Source organism: Paraburkholderia solitsugae (genome assembly GCF_013177695.1).
In the GTDB taxonomy this organism is placed as follows: domain Bacteria; phylum Pseudomonadota; class Gammaproteobacteria; order Burkholderiales; family Burkholderiaceae; genus Paraburkholderia; species Paraburkholderia solitsugae.
In genome coordinates, this window is the sequence record NZ_WOEY01000006.1 from 1 (window position 1) to 19,224 (window position 19,224).

At 60.9% G+C, this 19,224-nt stretch carries 19 protein-coding genes; 5 read left to right on the forward strand and 14 right to left on the reverse strand.

Annotation, left to right across the window (positions count from 1 at the left end; all coding sequences use genetic code 11):
• The 7 genes from GNZ12_RS00910 to GNZ12_RS00940 all read right to left on the reverse strand — a co-directional run.
• Nucleotides 1-581 (reverse strand): type IV pilus assembly protein FimV (locus tag GNZ12_RS00910; RefSeq protein ID WP_407947672.1); only part of this gene is annotated, 581 nt, incomplete at its 3' end.
• A gap of 139 nt (nt 582-720) precedes the next feature.
• Nucleotides 721-1,842 carry an aspartate-semialdehyde dehydrogenase gene (gene asd, locus GNZ12_RS00915; protein ID WP_027805102.1) on the reverse strand — a complete coding sequence of 374 codons (1,122 nt, stop codon included), beginning with the start codon at nt 1,840-1,842 and terminating at the stop codon, nt 721-723.
• Between the two features lie 358 nt (nt 1,843-2,200).
• Nucleotides 2,201-3,268, reverse strand: a complete 1,068-nt coding sequence (leuB, locus tag GNZ12_RS00920) for a 3-isopropylmalate dehydrogenase (RefSeq protein WP_172308585.1) — start codon at nt 3,266-3,268, stop codon at nt 2,201-2,203.
• A gap of 78 nt (nt 3,269-3,346) precedes the next feature.
• Nucleotides 3,347-4,000, reverse strand: a complete 654-nt coding sequence (leuD, locus tag GNZ12_RS00925) for a 3-isopropylmalate dehydratase small subunit (RefSeq protein WP_172308586.1) — start codon at nt 3,998-4,000, stop codon at nt 3,347-3,349.
• Nucleotides 4,001-4,086: 86 nt separating this feature from the next.
• The gene (locus GNZ12_RS00930) at nt 4,087-4,245 is read right to left on the reverse strand and encodes an entericidin A/B family lipoprotein (RefSeq protein ID WP_028196115.1); all 159 of its coding nucleotides are present in this window, start codon (nt 4,243-4,245) and stop codon (nt 4,087-4,089) included.
• A gap of 5 nt (nt 4,246-4,250) precedes the next feature.
• On the reverse strand, nt 4,251-5,660 hold the full coding sequence (gene leuC, locus GNZ12_RS00935) for a 3-isopropylmalate dehydratase large subunit (RefSeq protein WP_172308587.1): 1,410 nt from the start codon (nt 5,658-5,660) through the stop codon (nt 4,251-4,253).
• Between the two features lie 249 nt (nt 5,661-5,909).
• Nucleotides 5,910-7,160 (reverse strand): DUF1479 domain-containing protein, encoded by a 1,251-nt coding sequence (locus GNZ12_RS00940; protein ID WP_172308588.1) that lies wholly within the window; start codon nt 7,158-7,160, stop codon nt 5,910-5,912.
• A 158-nt stretch (nt 7,161-7,318) separates the two neighbouring features.
• Between GNZ12_RS00940 and GNZ12_RS00945 the strand changes: the two genes are divergently transcribed.
• A complete protein-coding gene (locus GNZ12_RS00945) occupies nt 7,319-8,389 on the forward strand; it encodes a helix-turn-helix domain-containing protein (RefSeq protein WP_172308589.1) in 1,071 nt (356 codons plus the stop codon).
• Between the two features lie 195 nt (nt 8,390-8,584).
• Here the strand turns inward: GNZ12_RS00945 and gltA are convergent, their stop codons facing one another.
• The 7 genes from gltA to GNZ12_RS00980 all read right to left on the reverse strand — a co-directional run bounded on the left by gltA (nt 8,585) and on the right by GNZ12_RS00980 (nt 14,508).
• Nucleotides 8,585-9,886: a citrate synthase gene (gltA, locus tag GNZ12_RS00950; RefSeq protein ID WP_172308590.1), complete on the reverse strand. Its 1,302-nt coding sequence runs from the start codon at nt 9,884-9,886 to the stop codon at nt 8,585-8,587.
• Between the two features lie 92 nt (nt 9,887-9,978).
• Complete coding sequence (locus tag GNZ12_RS00955) at nt 9,979-10,251, reverse strand: FAD assembly factor SdhE (protein WP_172308591.1); 273 nt, start codon at nt 10,249-10,251, stop codon at nt 9,979-9,981.
• Between the two features lies 1 nt (nt 10,252).
• The gene (locus tag GNZ12_RS00960) at nt 10,253-10,957 is read right to left on the reverse strand and encodes a succinate dehydrogenase iron-sulfur subunit (RefSeq protein ID WP_054034792.1); all 705 of its coding nucleotides are present in this window, start codon (nt 10,955-10,957) and stop codon (nt 10,253-10,255) included.
• 24 nt (nt 10,958-10,981) lie between these two features.
• The gene (gene sdhA, locus GNZ12_RS00965) at nt 10,982-12,757 is read right to left on the reverse strand and encodes a succinate dehydrogenase flavoprotein subunit (protein WP_172308592.1); all 1,776 of its coding nucleotides are present in this window, start codon (nt 12,755-12,757) and stop codon (nt 10,982-10,984) included.
• 4 nt (nt 12,758-12,761) lie between these two features.
• On the reverse strand, nt 12,762-13,130 hold the full coding sequence (gene sdhD, locus GNZ12_RS00970; RefSeq protein WP_063498406.1) for a succinate dehydrogenase, hydrophobic membrane anchor protein: 369 nt from the start codon (nt 13,128-13,130) through the stop codon (nt 12,762-12,764).
• Between the two features lie 4 nt (nt 13,131-13,134).
• A complete protein-coding gene (gene sdhC, locus GNZ12_RS00975; RefSeq protein WP_074289034.1) occupies nt 13,135-13,551 on the reverse strand; it encodes a succinate dehydrogenase, cytochrome b556 subunit in 417 nt (138 codons plus the stop codon).
• A 156-nt stretch (nt 13,552-13,707) separates the two neighbouring features.
• A complete protein-coding gene (locus tag GNZ12_RS00980; RefSeq protein ID WP_172308593.1) occupies nt 13,708-14,508 on the reverse strand; it encodes a GntR family transcriptional regulator in 801 nt (266 codons plus the stop codon).
• Nucleotides 14,509-15,023: 515 nt separating this feature from the next.
• On the opposite strand from GNZ12_RS00980, the gene GNZ12_RS00985 reads away from it, so the two are divergent.
• The 4 genes from GNZ12_RS00985 (at nt 15,024) to GNZ12_RS01000 (ending at nt 19,202) form a co-directional block, all read left to right on the forward strand.
• Nucleotides 15,024-16,007 (forward strand): malate dehydrogenase, encoded by a 984-nt coding sequence (locus GNZ12_RS00985; RefSeq protein ID WP_074289036.1) that lies wholly within the window; start codon nt 15,024-15,026, stop codon nt 16,005-16,007.
• A gap of 227 nt (nt 16,008-16,234) precedes the next feature.
• Nucleotides 16,235-17,248, forward strand: a complete 1,014-nt coding sequence (locus GNZ12_RS00990) for an HpcH/HpaI aldolase/citrate lyase family protein (protein WP_172308594.1) — start codon at nt 16,235-16,237, stop codon at nt 17,246-17,248.
• Between the two features lie 163 nt (nt 17,249-17,411).
• The gene (gene prpC / locus GNZ12_RS00995; RefSeq protein WP_172308595.1) at nt 17,412-18,599 is read left to right on the forward strand and encodes a bifunctional 2-methylcitrate synthase/citrate synthase; all 1,188 of its coding nucleotides are present in this window, start codon (nt 17,412-17,414) and stop codon (nt 18,597-18,599) included.
• A gap of 105 nt (nt 18,600-18,704) precedes the next feature.
• On the forward strand, nt 18,705-19,202 hold the full coding sequence (locus tag GNZ12_RS01000) for a hypothetical protein (protein ID WP_172308596.1): 498 nt from the start codon (nt 18,705-18,707) through the stop codon (nt 19,200-19,202).
• Nucleotides 19,203-19,224: the final 22 nt, after the last annotated feature.

Genomic DNA, 19,224 nt, shown 5'->3' on the forward strand with positions numbered 1-19,224 from the left:
GAACTGGCCGTCCCCGAAACCGCCGGCGCAGCAGCGCGAGCCGCGGCGCTTGCCGCGCTCGCTGCGGCGGCATTGACCTGCGCCACACCGCTCGCGGCGCCAACCGCCGCACCGACCGCCGCCGCGTCCGGCGCAGAAGCCGGCGCAGCCGTAGCCGCCGATGGTGCGGCCGACGCAGACCCCGCAACCGGCGCAGAAGCCGCCGGAGCGCCGGTCGCATCCAGCGCCGGGATCGTCAACAGCGCGCCGACGCGCATCCGGCTCGGGTCATGACTCATGAAGGCATTCGGATTCGCATCGAACAGCGCGCGCGAAGCGCGAGCGAGCGTTCCCTTGTCGTGCGATTGCGTGACGGCAATCGCCACGTCGTTCAGCGATTGCCCGGGCCGCACCGTATATTGACTCCCGGCGGCGTAAGACACGGAGGCACCCTCCGGCGCGCTTGCGGCGTCGCCGGGCGCGGCCACAGCGCTACCCACGCCTGCGCCAGCCAGCGCGAACGCCAAAGCGGCTGCGGCCGTCAGGCGACCTGTACCTTGATGCATAAACATAGCCCGAAGGGAAGAGAGTCGAAGGTTCATCGGGACTCCTGGCGCGTCAGCGCGCAGCCCTTTTTTGCGGTTGGAAAGAGACAAGATAATCGGAGCACACAATGAAAAAAGCGCCGCGCAAGCGCGACGCTTCTTGAGTTTTCTACGCGTCGTGAGCGCGTAGTTTACTTTACTTGTCGAGCACAATGCGAAGCATGCGACGCAGCGGTTCGGCCGCACCCCACAGCAGTTGATCGCCGACCGTGAAGGCCGACAGATATTCGCCGCCCATCGCCAGTTTGCGCACACGGCCGACCGGCACCGTCAGGGTACCCGTGACCACAGCCGGGGACAGATCGCGCATGGAAGCTTCGCGTTCGTTCGGCACAACCTTGACCCAGTCGTTGCCCGACGCGAGGATGCTGTTCACTTCGTCCAGCGGCACGTCCTTATTCAGCTTGATGGTCAGCGCCTGCGAGTGGCAGCGCATTGCGCCGATCCGCACGCACAGACCGTCCACGGGGATCGAACCCGGCGTGCCCATAGCCGGCTTGCCGAGAATCTTGTTGGTTTCCGCGCCGCCCTTCCACTCTTCCTTCGACATGCCGTTGCCGAGATCCTTGTCGATCCACGGAATCAGCGAGCCGGCGAGCGGCACGCCGAAGTTGTCGGTCGGCATGCGGTCGCTGTTCATGGCGCTCAGCACGCGGCGGTCGATGTCGAGAATCGCCGACGACGGATCAGCCAGGTCTTCCTTGGCTGCACCGTACAGCGTGCCCATTTGCTGCAGCAGCTCGCGCATGTTTTGCGCGCCCGCGCCCGAAGCGGCCTGATACGTCATGGCCGTCATCCAGTCGACGAGGTTTTCGCGGAACAGGCCGCCCAGCGCCATCAGCATCAGGCTGACCGTGCAGTTGCCGCCGATGAAATTCTTCTGGCCCTTGACCAGCGCGTTCTTGATCACGTCGAGGTTGACCGGATCGAGAATAATGACCGCGTCATCTTTCATACGCAGCGACGAAGCCGCGTCGATCCAGTAGCCGTTCCAGCCCGCTGCGCGCAGCTTCGGGAACACTTCGTTCGTGTAATCGCCGCCCTGGCAGGAGATGATCGCTTCGCACTTCTTCAGGTCTTCGATGCTTGTCGCATCTTTGAGCTTGGTCTCGTTTTTGGCGAACGACGGCGCGTTGCCGCCAGCGTTGCTGGTGCTGAAAAACACCGGTTCGATCAAGTCGAAATCGCCTTCCTGCTGCATACGTTGCATCAGGACGCTGCCGACCATACCGCGCCAACCTACGAGACCTACGTTCATGACTTCATACCCTTCGAATGGAAACTTCCCCGCATCTTTGCCCGCAGTGACCGCGCGGGGAAGATGAGCGGGCACGACGGACGATCAGCGTTTCGTGATCGTTTTCGGGGTAATCGTTTTGGTGGTAATGGCGAGCGCAACCACACGGGCCGTTTTGCCGTGCAGTTTCGAAATCGAGGAGATTTGAGCTAGGTGCGCCATCGCTACAATATACACGAAAACCGGAATCTGGCGACCTGATTGTCTGTCGCTATCGTCCGCATTACGCGCGAATCGGCCTGTTTCGAGGCCAATTCGCGTTTTAAAGGCCGTTTGACGACCTAACTGCCACCTTTACCACTTACTGCCTGAAGAGCCCTTACAGCACGGCGACGACCGCGTCGCCCATCGCCACGGTGCCGACCTGCTTGCAACCGGGCGTCAGAATGTCGCCGGTGCGGAAGCCCTGTTCCAGCACCTTTTTCACCGCAGTTTCAATGCGATCCGCCTGTTCCGCCTTGTTCAGCGAATAGCGCAGCATCATCGCGGCCGACAGGATCGTTGCCAGCGGATTCGCCACGCCCTTGCCGGCGATATCCGGCGCGGAGCCGTGCGACGGCTCGTACAAGCCCTTGTTGTTCTTGTCGAGCGAGGCCGACGGCAGCATGCCGATCGAACCCGTCAGCATGGCGGCTTCGTCGGAGAGAATATCGCCGAACATGTTGCCGGTCACAACCACGTCGAACGCCTTCGGCGCCTTCACCAACTGCATCGCCGCGTTGTCCACGTACATGTGCGACAGCTCGACGTCTGGGTATTCCTTCGACACGTCGATCATCACGTCGCGCCAGAACTGCGACGTTTCGAGCACATTCGCCTTGTCCACGCTCGTCAGTTTCTTCTGGCGCTTTTGCGCCGCCTGGAACGCGACGTGCGCGATGCGGTGCACTTCGGGTTCCGAATAACGCATCGTGTCGAAGCCTTCTTTCGCGCCTTCGAACAGCCCATCCGGCGAAGAACGCACGCCGCGCGGCGCGCCGAAGTAGATGTCGCCGTTCAGTTCGCGCACGATCAGAATGTCGAGACCCGAAACGATTTCTTCCTTCAACGACGAAGCGCCCGTCAGTTGCGGATAGCAGATCGCCGGACGGAAGTTCGCGAACAATTGCAGGTGCTTGCGCAGACCGAGAATGGCCTGCTCCGGGCGCAGCGCGCGTTCGAGCGAGTCGTACTTCCAGTCGCCGACGGCGCCGAACAGGATCGCGTCGGCTTCTTTCGCCAGTGCCAGCGTCGAATCCGGCAGCGGATGGCCCTTCGCTTCGTAGCCCGCGCCGCCAACCGGCGCTTCTTCGAGTTCGAACTTTTCGCCGAGTACGTTCAGGACCTTCACGGCCTCCTTGACGATTTCGGGACCGATGCCGTCGCCCGGCAAGACTGCGATCTTCATGCGAATTTCCTTGATGATTTTCTTGGAGACTGTTGAACGTGAATCAGCGAGCCGTCGGGCTCTCAGGCCTGTAAGCCTTTATCCGACGATGCGGTGATTCAGCCACGGCTGCTTCGCGATCCGCTCGGCTTCGAACTGGCGAATCTTGTCCGCGTGACGCAGCGTCAGGCCGATATCGTCGAAGCCGTTCAGCAGGCAGTACTTGCGGAAGCCCGCGACTTCGAACGGATACGCGGCGCCGCCATCCGTTGTGCGTACGACTTGCGCGTCCAGGTCGATGGTCAACTGGAAGCCATTGAATGCGTACGTTTCGTTGAACAGGTGGTCGACTTGCTGTTCGGTCAGCACGATCGGCAGCAGGCCGTTCTTGAAGCAGTTGTTGTAGAAAATATCGGCGAAGCTCGGCGCGATGATCGCACGGAAGCCGTATTGCTGCAGCGCCCACGGTGCGTGCTCACGCGAGCTGCCGCAACCGAAGTTCTTGCGCGCCAACAGCACCGACGCACCTTGATAGCGCGGCTGGTTCAGCACGAAATCCGGATTCAGCGGACGCTTCGAGTTGTCCTGGCCGGGTTCGCCGTGGTCGAGGTAACGCCATTCGTCGAACGCGTTCGGACCGAAGCCCGTGCGCTTGATCGACTTCAGGAATTGCTTCGGAATGATCGCGTCCGTGTCGACGTTCTCGCGATCGAGCGGCGCCACGACGCCGGTGTGTACGATGAATTTATCCATGACGCTTGCGCCTGTTTCGAGACCGGGCGATGCGCGTGACGACCGGAAAGCCGCCCCGCGCACCGCCGGCAAAAATCAAAAACCGCTCATTTATCAGCGTGGTTGCTGATCGAATTGCCGAGGTGTGACATGTCCTCGCCGAATCCGTGCACCGTGTTGCAGCCGGCTAGACCGAGCAATAGCCCGGCCAGCGTACCGAGTGCGAAACGGCGCAATAGAGTGGTGCGATTCATGTTCTTCATCATGCGATTTATCCAAGCTTGCGAATATCGACGAAATGCCCTTCGATAGCCGCAGCGGCAGCCATCGCGGGGCTCACGAGGTGGGTACGGCCACCGGCGCCCTGACGACCTTCGAAATTACGATTCGACGTGGACGCGCAACGCTCGCCCGGTTCCAACCGGTCGGCGTTCATCGCGAGACACATCGAGCAACCGGGCTCACGCCATTCGAAACCGGCATCAGTAAAGACCTTGTCGAGGCCTTCGCGTTCCGCTTGCGCCTTCACCAGACCCGAACCCGGCACCACCATGGCCAGACGGATGTTCGGTGCGACGCGGCGGCCGAGCTTCTTCACGACGTATGCCGCGGCGCGAATGTCTTCAATGCGCGCGTTGGTGCACGACCCGATGAAGATTTTATCCGGCTTGATGGATTCGATCGGCGCGTTCGGTTCGAGCGCCATGTATTTCAGCGCGCGCTCCATTGCGTCGCGCTTGACCGGGTCTTTTTCGCGCTCCGGATCCGGCACGCGGCCGTCGATTGCCGTGACCATTTCCGGCGACGTGCCCCACGTGACTTGCGGCACGATTTCCGCCGCGTTCAACTCGACCACGCGATCGAATTGCGCGCCGTCGTCCGTCTTGAACTGCTTCCAGTACTCGACCGCGTGATCCCACTCGACGCCTTCCGGCGAGAAGGGACGGCCCTTCAGGTAGTCGATCGTGGTGTCGTCCACGGCGACCATGCCGGCGCGCGCGCCCGCTTCGATCGCCATGTTGCAGACCGTCATCCGGCCTTCCATGGACAGCGCGCGAATCGTCGAACCGCCGAATTCGATCGCGTAGCCGGTGCCGCCTGCCGTGCCGATCTTGCCGATGATCGCGAGCACGATATCTTTCGCCGTACAACCGCGCGGCAACGGGCCTTCGACGTTCACCAGCATGTTCTTGCTCTTCTTCTGCAAGAGCGTTTGCGTGGCCAGCACGTGTTCCACTTCCGACGTGCCGATACCGTGCGCCAGCGCGCCGAATGCGCCGTGCGTGGACGTGTGCGAGTCACCGCAGACGATCGTCATGCCCGGCAGCGTGGCGCCCTGCTCCGGCCCGATGATGTGCACGATGCCTTGACGCAGATCGTTCATCTTGAACTGCGTGATGCCGTACGCGTCGCAGTTGCTGTCGAGCGTATCGACTTGCAGCTTGGAAACCGGATCGGCAATGCCGTGGCTGCGATCTGTGGTGGGGACGTTGTGGTCCGACACCGCCAGATTCGCGCTGATACGCCACACCGGACGCTCAGCCAGCTTCAGGCCTTCGAACGCCTGAGGGCTGGTGACTTCGTGCAGCAGGTGACGGTCGATATAGAGAATCGTCGTGCCGTCTTCTTCCGTGTGGACCACGTGTGTGTTCCACAATTTGTCGTAGAGAGTCTGTGCCATGGTATGCGGAGTAGTGATAACTGCGGGCTGACTGTGTCGGTCGATTATGCCACGCAGAACCCCGCTTTGGGCCCGTCAATCACGGAGAAAACCGATAAAAAACAGGGAGTTGGGTGGTAGTGACGATACCTGTATGGGTGTTACCCGGCACGGGATTGCGTGGCGTGCGCGATGCAATGCCACGCATGGTCGTGGGTCAGCGCGGCGTGGCACGTCATGCGCCAATGCGCACAGCCACGCGCGTTAGGCTCAGCGCTCGTGATCGAACCCCAGTTGCGCACGCCCCAGCGGCGTCAAATCGCTTTCCTCTGCGCGGCCGATGAAATCTATTTCAAAATGATCTGCCGGAAAATCCGGTGGGCTTTCGCCACGCAGGAAACTCGGCAGTTGGCGCTTCAGGTACGCCTCGTTTTTTGCGCACGATGGCGCCGATGAGATGTACATGACGTTGCTATAGCCGCTGCCTCTATGCGCGTCTTCGACCGAATGCACGACGTCGCTGTGCCAGAACACGGCGTCGCCCGCCTGCATGTGCGGGATCGGCGTGACCGCTTCAAGCAGCAGGCTGTGCCATTCAGGTTTGATCGACAGTGCGCGCGCCGGTTGTGCGCCGCAGAGTTCGTCATCGGGGACATCGTCCTGCAGCGCACGAAGGACGACATAGGCCATCGCGTTGGCGATTGGGATCAGTTGCAGCGTGCCGTCGCCGGGTCCTTGCGGCGTCAGCGCGGTCCAGCCCTGGAAGGTGCGGAACATCGAGCATACGGCGGGCGACGGGATCTCCTGCACATCGGGGCGGAACGCGGCGTCGAACGGATCGTACGCTCGCCAGTTGCCGGACAGCACGTGGCGATACACCTGCCGAAAATTCGGATCGAGCCAGCGTTCGACCGACCCGCCGTCGACGTGCGGTGACAAACCCAGCGATTCCGAGCCGGGCGGCCGGCGGCGGATACGATCCGCGTAGACCGGCACGCGATCCGGATCGAAGTGGTGCTTCCCTTCGCTCTCCGACGTCCATAGGCGGTTAAGAAACACGCGCGTGTTTGTCAGTTGCCCGGATTGCCGCGCCGCCGTCTGCGGCTTGGACCAATAGACACCGTAGATCTGCGGCTTGCTTGATGAGAGATTGCCGAAGTATTTATCTTCCGCACGGTGGGCGAGCTTGTCGTCGAGATTATTGCGCTCGACGTATTGCGCAATTTCATCATTCCAGTCGCTGGCTTGCTGGCGAGAGAACACCCCGCGCACCACGCATGCGCCGCGCGTCTTGATCCGCGCGGTCGTGGCAGGGTCGACGTCGCCGGAAACGATGCTCGAATAGTCGAACACGGGAATGGCTTCGCACCCCTGCTCAAGGTCGCGATGGATGGCGTCGACCTGCTGCCTGATCGCAGCTTCGACTTCGCTGAACACCTGCGCATAGTTCGGTAACGCGGCGCGGAGCGCGCGTTTTGTGGTGCGGATCGCTTCAGGAAGATTGTCGATGACGAGCGGCATGGCTTTGTCTCCTTGCATCGGTTTTGTATGGGGCTGCAGTGCGTCGAGCAGTGCGTCCAGATTAGGGACCTTTGGCGTCTGGCATGCATCCCGTTCGGCCAATTATCGATACAATTCAGACATTCGCCGCTATTCCCACTGCGGCCAGGTTGCGTACCGTGAAACCCCAATACGAACGCGTCACCATCCCCGACGGCTGCTCGATCCGCGTCTATCATCGGCAGCTCGCGCAGATCCCGTTCGAGTGGCACCACCATCCTGAATATGAGCTCACGCTGACGATGAACAGCCGCGGCAGGCGCTTCGTCGGCGACCATATCGCCGATTACAGCGGCGATGATCTCGTGCTGGTGCCGCCGGATATGCCGCACACGTGGGCGTCCACGGAGCCGATCGATGCGGGCGGGCCGCAGGTGGCGATCGTGGTCTGGTTCAGCGGCGATTGGGCGCGGCGGATGGCCGATTGCTGTCCGGAGTTTGCTTCGTTGCGGACGTTGTTGAGGCGCGCCGCGCCGGGGCTGCGGTTCTCGCCCGACGCTGCGGCGTTGATGCGCGGGCAGATCGGCGCTTTGCTGGATGAGTCGCCGCGTGTACGGCTTGGCGCGGTGCTGCAGGTTCTCGCGGGGCTGTCAGAGGCGGAATTGGAGCCGCTGGCGTCGCCGGCTGCGCATGCTCATGCGCTTACAAGGGGCATGCGGCAAGAACACGCTCGGCGTGCTCAAAGCGGACAAGCGACGCAAACGACACAAGCCGCGCATAAGGCCAACATTGCGCCCACTGTCGCGTCTGGCGGCAGCGCGTCGGAAGCGGAGCGGTTGAATCGCGTACTCGACCTGCTTGATCGGCGCTTCCACGAACCGTTGCGCATCGCCGAACTATGCGAGGTGGCAAGCCTCTCAGAGCGCTCGCTACATCGCTACTTCGTGCGGCATGTAGGCGAGAGCGTCGGGCGTTACCTGAACCGTCTACGCATCGGCTATGCCACGCGGCAACTGACCGGCACGGGCTGGCCGATCGCGCTGATCGCCACAAAGGCCGGGTTCCCGAATCTCGCCAATTTCAATCGACAGTTCCTGTCGGCGCGCGGCATGACGCCGAGCGCGTACCGGCGCTTTTTCGAAACCTACGGGCACGCACCGAAGGAGGCCGGCGCGACGCCGGCCAACCTCGAGATCCGGCCGCCTTCGCTAGAACGAACCCGACGACGTCAGACACGCGCGCCGGCTTGACGGCGCAATATGGCAGGGAAGCATGCCGCGAGCCAGGCCATGACACGAAGCGAAGCACAGCAGAATCCCACGCGCTACGGCGCACCCCAAAACAAAACGCCCCAACGGTAAACCCGTTGGGGCGTTTTTTATCAGCTGATTCCGCACTGGTTCGCCGCCATCACACCACGACGAACCACGCGGACTCAAACCCGATCAACGTTGCGCAATCGGCTTCGCTTCACGCGGCGTATCGCCGACGAACAGCTGACGCGGACGGCCAATCTTCTGTTCCGGATCGGCGATCATTTCGTTCCACTGTGCAATCCAGCCGACCGTACGTGCCATCGCGAAGATACACGTGAACATCGAGGTCGGGATACCCAGCGCGCGTTGCACGATGCCCGAGTAGAAGTCGACGTTCGGGTACAGCTTGCGCGACACGAAGTATTCGTCTTCCAGCGCGATCTTTTCCAGCGCCATGGCCAGCTTGAACAGCGGGTCGTCGTGCAGGCCCAGCTCTTCCAGCACTTCGTGGCAGGTTTCGCGCATCAGCTTCGCACGCGGATCGTAGTTCTTGTAGACGCGGTGACCGAAGCCCATCAGCTTCACGCCCGAGTTCTTGTCCTTCACCTGCTTGATGAACTCAGGAATGTTGTCGACCGAGCCGATTTCTTCCAGCATGTTCAGTGCGGCTTCGTTCGCACCGCCGTGCGCCGGGCCCCATAGACAAGCGATACCCGCTGCGATACACGCGAACGGATTAGCGCCCGACGAACCGGCCAGACGAACCGTCGAGGTCGACGCATTCTGTTCGTGGTCAGCGTGCAGGATCAGGATACGGTCGAGCGCGCGCACCAGCACGTCGTTGACCTTGTACTCTTCGCACGGGTTCGAGAACATCATGTGCATGAAGTTCGCGCTGTACGACAGGTCGTTCTTCGGGTACGCAAACGGCTGACCGATGCTGTACTTGTACGCCATGGCCACCAGCGTCGGCAGCTTCGCGATCATGCGAATAGCCGACACGTCGCGGTGACGCGGGTTATTGATGTCGAGCGAGTCGTGATAGAACGCCGACAACGCGCCAACTGCCGCGACCAGAATCGCCATCGGGTGCGCGTCACGACGGAAGCCACGGAAGAAGAAGTGCATCTGCTCGTGCACCATCGTGTGCTTCGTGACGGTGTCGACGAATTCCTTCTTCTGCGCTGCGTTCGGCAGTTCGCCCTTCAGCAGCAGGTAGCAGGTTTCGAGGAAGTCGGCGTTTTCCGCGAGGTTGTCGATCGGGTAGCCGCGGTACAGCAGCTCGCCCTTGTCGCCGTCGATGTAGGTGATCGCCGAATTGCACGCCGCCGTCGACATAAAGCCCGGGTCGTACGTGAACTTGCCGGTCTGGCCGTACAGTTTGCGGATGTCGATCACGTCCGGGCCGAGGGTGCCCTTGTAAATCGGCATTTCAACGCTCGGCGAATTGTCGCTGAACGATAGCGTGGCTTTAACATCTGACGGGGTCATAGCACATCCTCAATCGAAGTATGGAAACAGGGTTTCGATAATTTGCACGCCTGGGAACAACGGACAAGCGGCGCCCAACAAGTTCACGGCGCTCAAGCGTTGCGTAACAGCTCCAGCACCCGGATCACATCGGGGTCGGCAAGTTCGCCTTCCGGTTCCTTGCGAACGAGCAGCAAGTCCATCAGGTCGTTATCGCTCAGCTCGAGCAGGCGCGTGAGAGCGCCCACATCGGCATCGCTGAGGTCATGCTCATATCGGCTGAAAAAACGTTCAAAGATCAGATCGTTTTCCAGCAGGCCCCGCCGCGCGCGCCAGCGAAGGCGCGCGCGGCGGAGAGGGTCGGACTGATGCGATGTTTCTTCCATCTCAGACAGCGCGGCGAACCATCAATTCCTTGATCTTGCCAATCGCCTTGGTCGGGTTCAAGCCCTTCGGGCAGACGTCGACGCAATTCATGATCGTATGGCAACGGAACAGACGGTACGGATCTTCCAGGTTGTCGAGGCGTTCACCCGTCGCTTCGTCGCGGCTATCCGCGATGAAACGATAGGCTTGCAACAAACCAGCCGGACCGACGAACTTGTCCGGATTCCACCAGAAGCTCGGGCACGACGTGGAGCAGCTAGCGCACAGAATACATTCGTACAGGCCGTCGAGCTCGTCGCGCTCTTCCGGCGACTGCAGACGTTCCTTTTCCGGCGGCGGCGTGTCGTTGATCAGGTACGGCTTGATCGAGTGGTACTGGTTGAAGAACTGCGTGAAGTCGCAGATCAGGTCGCGCACGACGGGCAGGCCCGGCAGCGGGCGCAGCACGATCTTCTGCGGCAGGTCGTTCATGTTCTGCAAGCAGGCGAGACCGTTCTTGCCGTTGATGTTCATCGCGTCCGAACCGCACACGCCTTCACGGCACGAACGGCGGAACGACAAGGTTTCGTCCATCGCCTTCAGCTTGAGCAGCGCGTCGAGCAGCATGCGTTCGTGCGAGTCGATTTCGATCTCGTACGTTTGCATGCGCGGCGCTGCGTCCTTATCCGGGTCGTAGCGGTAAATTTCAAATGTACGCTTAGCCATTTCTGAATTCCTTTGACTTGTGCCTTAGAAGGTACGCGCTTTCGGCGGTACCGATTCGACCGTCAGCGGTTGCATCTGAACCGGCTTGTAGTCGAGGCGATCGCCTTCGCTGAACCACAGCGTATGGCGCAGCCAGTTTTCGTCGTCGCGATGTTCGAAGTCGTCTTGCGCGTGCGCGCCGCGGCTTTCCTTGCGTGCTTCGGCGGAAACCATCGTGGCGCGTGCCACTTCGATCAGGTTCTCCACTTCCAACGCCTCAACACGTGCCGTGTTGAACACCTTCGACTTGTCTTTCAGATAGATGTTGTCGACACGTGCCGCCACTTCGCGAATCCGCTCGACGCCTTCGGCCAGCAGCTTCGACGTGCGGAACACGCCGGCGTGCGCCTGCATCGTGGAACGGATCTCGGCCGCGACGGTTTGCGAGTATTCGCCCGACGTGGACTTGTCCAGCTTGTTCAGACGAGCCAGCGAGAAATCGCCCGCGTCGGCCGGCAGCGGCTTGTGCTCCTTGATTTCCCGCACGTGCTTGACGATGTGGTTACCGGCCGCGCGGCCGAACACCACCAGGTCGAGCAGCGAGTTGGTGCCGAGACGGTTTGCACCGTGCACCGACACGCACGAGCATTCGCCCACTGCGTAGAAACCGTTGACGACTTCTTTGTGACCCTTCGACGTGCCAACGACCTGGCCGTTGATGTTCGTCGGGATACCACCCATCTGATAGTGGATGGTCGGCACAACCGGAATTGGCTCTTTAATACAATCGACGTTCGCGAACTTCATGGCGATTTCGCGGATCGACGGCAGACGCTTCATGATCGTCTCGGCGCCGATGTGCGACAGGTCGAGCAGCACGTGATCCTTGTTCGGACCCACGCCGCGGCCTTCCTTGATCTCCTGGTCCATCGAACGCGAAACGAAGTCGCGCGGCGCCAGATCCTTCAGCGTCGGTGCGTAGCGTTCCATGAAACGCTCGCCGTTCGAGTTACGCAGAATGCCGCCTTCGCCGCGCACACCTTCGGTAATCAGCACGCCCGCGCCGGCCACGCCGGTGGGGTGAAATTGCCAGAATTCCATGTCTTGCAGTGCGATGCCCGAACGCGCAGCCATGCCCAGGCCGTCACCGGTGTTGATGAACGCGTTCGTGGATGCTGCGAAGATCCGGCCCGCGCCGCCAGTAGCGAACAGCGTGGTCTTGCCTTCGAGGATATAGACGTCGCCCGTTTCCATTTCCAGCGCGGTCACGCCGAGCACGTCGCCTTCGGCGTCGCGGATCAGGTCCAGCGCCATCCATTCGACGAAGAATTGCGTCTTGGCAGCCACGTTTTGCTGGTACAGCGTGTGCAGCAGCGCGTGACCGGTACGGTCAGCGGCCGCGCAAGCGCGTTGCACCGGCTTTTCGCCGTAGTTGGCGGTGTGGCCGCCGAACGGGCGCTGATAGATCGTGCCGTCCGCATTGCGGTCGAACGGCATGCCCATGTGTTCCAGTTCGTAGACAGCGTTCGGTGCTTCACGGCACATGAACTCGATCGCGTCCTGGTCGCCGAGCCAGTCGGAACCCTTGATCGTGTCGTAGAAGTGATAGTGCCAATTGTCTTCGCTCATGTTGCCGAGCGAAGCGCCGATGCCGCCTTGGGCAGCCACCGTGTGCGAACGCGTCGGGAACACCTTGGACAGCACGCAAACCGACAGACCGGCGCGCGCGAGTTGCAGCGAAGCGCGCATCCCCGAGCCGCCTGCGCCGACGATAACCACGTCAAACTTGCGACGCGGCAGAGAATTCTTGATTGCAGCCATTCTTTTACACTCTCCAGAGAATCTGCGCAGCGTAGCCCGCACATGCGAGCAGCCAGACGATCGTCAGCGCTTGAAGAAACAGGCGCATGCCAACGGGCTTCACATAGTCCATCCAGATGTCGCGGATACCAACCCACGCGTGATAGAACAGCGACAGCAGCGTGACAAACGTGGCGAGCTTCATCCATTGCGTTGCAAAGATCGACGCCCAGCCGTCATACGAGAAATCGCGCGCGCCGAAGAACCACGCGAGCAGGATCACCGTGTAGACCGCCATGATGCAGGCGGTAATGCGCTGGGCGAGCCAGTCGCGCAGACCGTAATGTGCGCCGACGACGAGACGCTTCGGACCGATTCGGTTATTAGCTGCCATTTTTTTAGAATGCTCCGAAGAGTTTGAGCGCGAATGCAATCGTCAGAAGCGACGAAACGACCAGCACCACGATGGAGGTTTGCTTGCCCTTCTCTTTGGTCGTGAGGCCGTGGCTCGTGTCCATGAACAGGTGACGGACACCGGCGCAGAAGTGAAACAGGAAGGCCCACGCGAGAACGAGCGTGATGAGTTTGACGACGATGTTGGAGAGGAAACCCTTGAAGACTTCGAAACTCAGTTCGGAAGTCAGGCTCTGATCAAAGAGGTACAGCAGGAACGGAAGAAAAACAAAAAGCAGACCACCGCTCAAGCGGTGCAAGATCGACACTCGCCCCGCTAGCGGGAGACGGTATGCCGTCAAAATTTGCCCGATACCGATGTTCCGGAATTCCGGCCTCGGTTTTTTTACGGCTTCAGCCATGCTAGACCCCTACTATGTAGTCACACTAATCCGCAATTTTAGCGCCTTTTTATATCGCGCTGCAGCGAAAACCACCACAAGTCCGTTACAGCGTGCGCGATAAAGGCGCCTTCAAACAGGCGCGCGTGTGGGACGCGGCGCCTTCTTTCATCCGACTCAGCTCAGATCGTTCTGATAGTAATACCCGGTTGTGACATACCAACCGCGACGCACCTCAACCGGCCGGTCTCCATATGTATAGGACACGCGCTCGACCGAAAGCAACGGGAAACCCGCCGGCACACTCAACAGATCAGCGACCGACGGATCAGCCGCGACCGCGCGGATCTTCTCCGTTGCGCGGATCATGCGGGTGCCGAACTCCGTCTCGAACATCGCGTAGAGGGGACCTTTATACTCCGACAGTCGCTCGAGCGTCAGCCCGCGGAACACCGCGCCGGGCAACCAGATTTCGTCGAGTACGGTGACTTCGCCGTCGAACTGCAGCAAGCGCTTGATCAGCACCACCGGATCGGCGGGTTTCAGATCGAGTTGCCGGGCGATGTCCGCCGACGCGCGCAAGCGCCGACATTCAAGCAGGCGGCTGACGTGCGGGTGCTCCGCGCCGTCATCGGCCAGTAATCTGAGGAAGCGAAACTGGGCGCGGTCTTCATTGTGCGTTGCAACAAAAGTACCCTTGCCCTGGCGGCGCACCAGCAGGTTGTCGGCGGCAAGCTCGTCGATCGCTTTGCGCACAGTTCCCTGACTGACCTTGTATCTTGCCGCCAATTCGACTTCACTAGGAATGATCTCGCCAGGTTTCCATTCGCCAGTTTCGAGGCTCTGCGTAATCAAGCCCTTGATCTGCTGATACAAGGGGCTGAAAGTGGGCGACGTAGCGGGCGCGGCAACGGATACACCTTCGCCCGCGGCCCCATGGCCGTTCGGATTCGCGGTGTTCGCCTGGTTCGAAGTCATGCGCGCATTTCATCATAAAGGGCCGGGCCGCGTCTAGGGTTTTCCCCGCAATAGATATGTCTTATATAAGACATAAGATAATGTTGACTTTGTGTCTGACGGCTCCTACACTCCTTGTCGAGCAAGGGTTTGCGGGTTTTTCGGCGGCTGTTTTGCACGTTGCAATACAGCGCCGCAGCGCACCGGAAGCCACTCGGCACCATGCTGTTCCCTCGCAGTCCAGGTTTCGATTCGCCGCCATTCGTTGGTCAGACGCTTGCCGAAACGCGCTGTTTGCAGGAGCCCGCACCGTGCAGCGGCTACCCGGCGCCAACATGCCCCGCTCCCCGCCCTCTCAAGCAGAGTAGTACAGGTTTTCGGCATGGCGGTCTTGCCGTAGCGCGCCGTACAGCCTCGGCATATTCCGAGGCCGTACGCGAACAGTGAATTCCGCCGTGTTTCACAACGCTTCGCTGAAGGCGCATATAGAATGGCGTTTTCCCTAGCGTCTAACGCATCGTCCTGGAGATTTCTCAATGGCTAAGCCCGCAAAGCGCGTTGCCGTCACCGGCGCCGCAGGTCAAATCGCTTACTCCCTACTGTTCCGCATCGCCAATGGCGACCTGCTCGGCAAGGATCAGCCGGTTATCCTGCAACTGCTCGACCTGCCGCAAGCGCAAGGCGCCGTCAAAGGCGTCGTGATGGAACTGGATGATTGCGCATTCCCGCTGCTGTCGGGTGTCGTGATCACTGACGACCCGAAGGTTGCATTCAAGGATGCAGACGTTGCCCTGCTGGTCGGTGCACGTCCGCGTTCGAAAGGCATGGAGCGTAAAGACCTGCTGTCGGCCAACGCCGAAATCTTCACGGTTCAGGGCAAGGCGCTGAACGAAGTCGCCAGCCGCGACGTGAAAGTGCTGGTGGTCGGCAACCCGGCCAACACGAATGCTTACATCGCGATGAAGTCGGCGCCGGATCTGCCGAAGAAGAACTTCACCGCCATGCTGCGCCTGGACCACAACCGCGCGCTGTCGCAACTGGCTGCCAAGTCGGGCAAGCCGGTCGCTTCGATCGAAAAACTGGCTGTGTGGGGCAACCACTCGCCGACCATGTACCCGGACTTCCGCGTTGCAACGGCTGAAGGTCAAGACCTGACCAAGCTGATCAACGACGAAGAATGGAACCGCAACACGTTCATCCCGACCGTCGGCAAGCGCGGCGCAGCGATCATCGAAGCGCGCGGCCTGTCGTCGGCAGCGTCGGCAGCTAACGCTGCAATCGACCACGTGCGTGACTGGGTGCTCGGCACGAACGGCAAGTGGGTCACGATGGGTATCCCGTCGGACGGTTCGTATGGCATTCCGGAAGACATCATCTACGGTGTGCCGGTGACCTGCGAAAACGGCGAGTACAAGCGCGTTGAAGGTCTGGCAATCGACGCGTTCTCGCGCGAAAAGATGGACGGCACGCTGAACGAGTTGCTGGAAGAGCGCGAAGGCGTTCAACACCTGCTCGGCTAAGCGCTAGATGCAGACGAACCGGAACTCCGTGGCTTTATCGCAGCGGGTTCCGGTTTTTTACGTGCGAATGCAGGTACGGCGCTCCTTTTTGCAGTTCACTCTGCAATTTGTTGTGCCAGTATCCGCATCTGATCCGAACGCGTTTTGCACGGCTGCCTGACCATGGCCGAACAGAGCGCATCCGCATCAGATTTCCCTAACGACCACCCACGCCCTTGACGCCGAAGATGCGCGCCCTCACACCCGCCGAAGTGCTGTTTGACGGCGAAGTGCCGCCCGCTGTGCTGCCTGCCTGCGATCACTACGCCGGCAGCGAGAAGCTGATGCTGAAATCGCTCGCGTTGCAGCAGCAACTGGGGCCGGTGTTCGACATCACGCTCGATTGCGAAGACGGCGCGCAGGTCGGCCGGGAAGCCGAGCACGCGGAGCTGGTCGCGTCGCTGCTGGGCAGCGAGCATGACCGCTTCGGCCGCGTCGGCGTACGGATTCACGACTTCGACCACGCGCACTGGCGTGACGACGTCCGTCTCATTCTGCGCGCTGCAAAGCGAGCGCCCGCTTACATCACCCTTCCAAAAATCCGCAACGTCCCCGATGCCGCTGAAATGGTCGCGTTCATCGAAGCGACGCGGCGTGAGCTCGGCATTGCGCAGCCGGTGCCGGTGCAATTGCTGGTCGAAACGCATGGCGCGCTGACGCGCGTGTTCGATCTGGCCGCGCTCCCCGGCGTCGAGGCACTGAGCTTCGGCCTGATGGACTTCGTGTCCGCACACGATGGCGCGATTCCCGATACCGCCATGCGCTCGCCCGGTCAGTTCGATCACCCGCTGGTGCGGCGCGCGAAGCTTGAGATCTCGGCGGCCTGCCATGCGTATGGCAAGGTGCCGTCGCATAACGTCAGCACCGAAGTGCGCGACATGAGCGTGGTCGCGAACGATGCCGCCCGCGCCCGCAACGAGTTCGGCTACACGCGCATGTGGAGCATCCACCCGGCGCAGATCGAAGCGATCGTCGCCGCGTTTGCACCGCGCGACGAAGAAATCGCCACCGCTACTGAAATTTTGCTGGCCGCGCAGTCCGCGCAGTGGGGCCCGACGCGCCATCACGACGCGCTGCACGACCGGGCCAGCTATCGCTATTACTGGTCGGTGCTGCGTCGTGCGCAATCCACTGGCCGCGCCGTGCCGCAAGACGCCGCGCCACTCTTCACGAAAGTGGGCACTAACGGGCAAGCCACATGATGAGCACGATGGTCAACGCAGCAGCCGGCGTGGCAGCGCTGGATGGCGTCCTCATGGGGAGCCGTGCAAGCGAATCACAGCAGCGTCTCGCGCAGCGGGGAGTAGACGTCGAACGCGCGGTTCAACCAGAAGCAATGAGCAGGCACAAAGGAGATTGCGGGAGATGAGCGAGACGACGCAAGCCGCCGGCGCACAAGGCGAGAGCGAACCTAAAAGCGGCTTCAAACCGAAGAAATCCGTCGCCCTGTCCGGCGTGACGGCGGGTAACACCGCGCTCTGCACGGTCGGAAAGACCGGCAACGATCTGCACTACCGTGGCTACGACATCCTCGACATCGCCGGCGCATGCGAATTCGAGGAAATCGCCTATCTGCTGGTCCATGAAAAACTGCCGACGCAGACCGAACTCACCGCCTACAAAACGAAGCTCAAGGCGCTGCGCGGCCTGCCCGCGAACGTGAAAGCCGCGCTGGAATGGATTCCGGCCGCCGCCCACCCGATGGATGTGATGCGCACCGGCGTGTCGGTGCTCGGCACCGTGTTGCCGGAGAAGGACGACCACAACCTGCCGGGCGCACGCGACATCGCCGACAAGCTGATGGCTTCACTCGGTTCGATGCTGCTGTACTGGTACCACTACTCGCACAACGGCAAGCGCATCGAAGTCGAAACCGACGACGATTCGATCGGTGGCCATTTCCTGCACCTGCTGCATGGTGTGGAACCGTCGAAGGCGTGGGTCGACGCGATGCATGTGTCGCTGAACCTGTATGCCGAGCATGAATTCAACGCCTCGACCTTCACGGCCCGCGTGATCGCGGGCACGGGATCGGACATCTACTCGGCGATCACCGGCGCAACCGGCGCGCTGCGCGGCCCGAAACACGGCGGCGCCAACGAAGTCGCGTTTGAGATCCAGTCGCGCTATCAGACGCCGGATGAGGCCGAAGCCGACATCCGTAAGCGCGTCGAAAACAAGGAAGTGGTAATCGGTTTCGGTCACCCGGTGTACACGATTTCGGACCCGCGCAACAAGGTCATCAAGGAAGTCGCGAAGAAGCTCTCGAAGGAAGCGGGCAACCTGAAACTGTTCAATATCGCCGAGCGACTTGAAACAGTGATGGCAGATGTGAAAAAGATGTTTCCAAATCTCGACTGGTTCAGCGCGGTCTCGTATCACATGATGGGCGTGCCGACGGCGATGTTCACACCGCTGTTCGTGATCGCCCGCACCGCAGGCTGGAGCGCGCACATCATCGAGCAACGGATCGACAACAAGATCATTCGTCCGAGTGCAAATTACACCGGACCTGAGAATTTGAAGTACGTGCCGCTAAATAGGAGAAAATAGCGGTCGCTGTGCGCTTTCAAAGCGCGTGCAGTTCAACCCTCGCGGTTGCCAGGACCGGTAGCCCGCGTACTGTTCAACTGAAACTAGATAGAAAGGTTCTTCTCCATGAATAAGCTGTTGATCGCCGCCGTAATCGGCGCTTTGTCCACGACGATGCTGACCGTTGCGACGGACGCCGCTGCGCAAACCACCACCACGCCGGCTGCCAAGGCTGTGCCGAAGAAGCCGCAGCCGAAGCGCCTGATCAAGCGCAAACCGAATCCGGCCAAGGAAGCGAAGGTCGATCCGGTACCGGACGGCTCGGTCAAGTGGTCGTGCAACGAAGGTCTGGCATTCGACCTGAAGGGCGACATGAAGCGTGACCAGATCGTCACGGTTCACTGGGCGAACAAAAACTACAATCTGCCGCGCGAATCGACCACCACGGGCGCAGACCGTTTCCACGACGCCGCATCGGGTATGGACCTAGTCGTGATCCCGACGAAGGCGATGTTGTTCTCGGATAAGGACAGCTCGCGTCTGGCCGACGAGTGCAAAACGGCAGAGATGGTGCAAGGCGCACCGGCTCCGACGCAATCGAACGCGATCAACAAGACTAACTAATCCGTTACATCAGGAAAGCTCC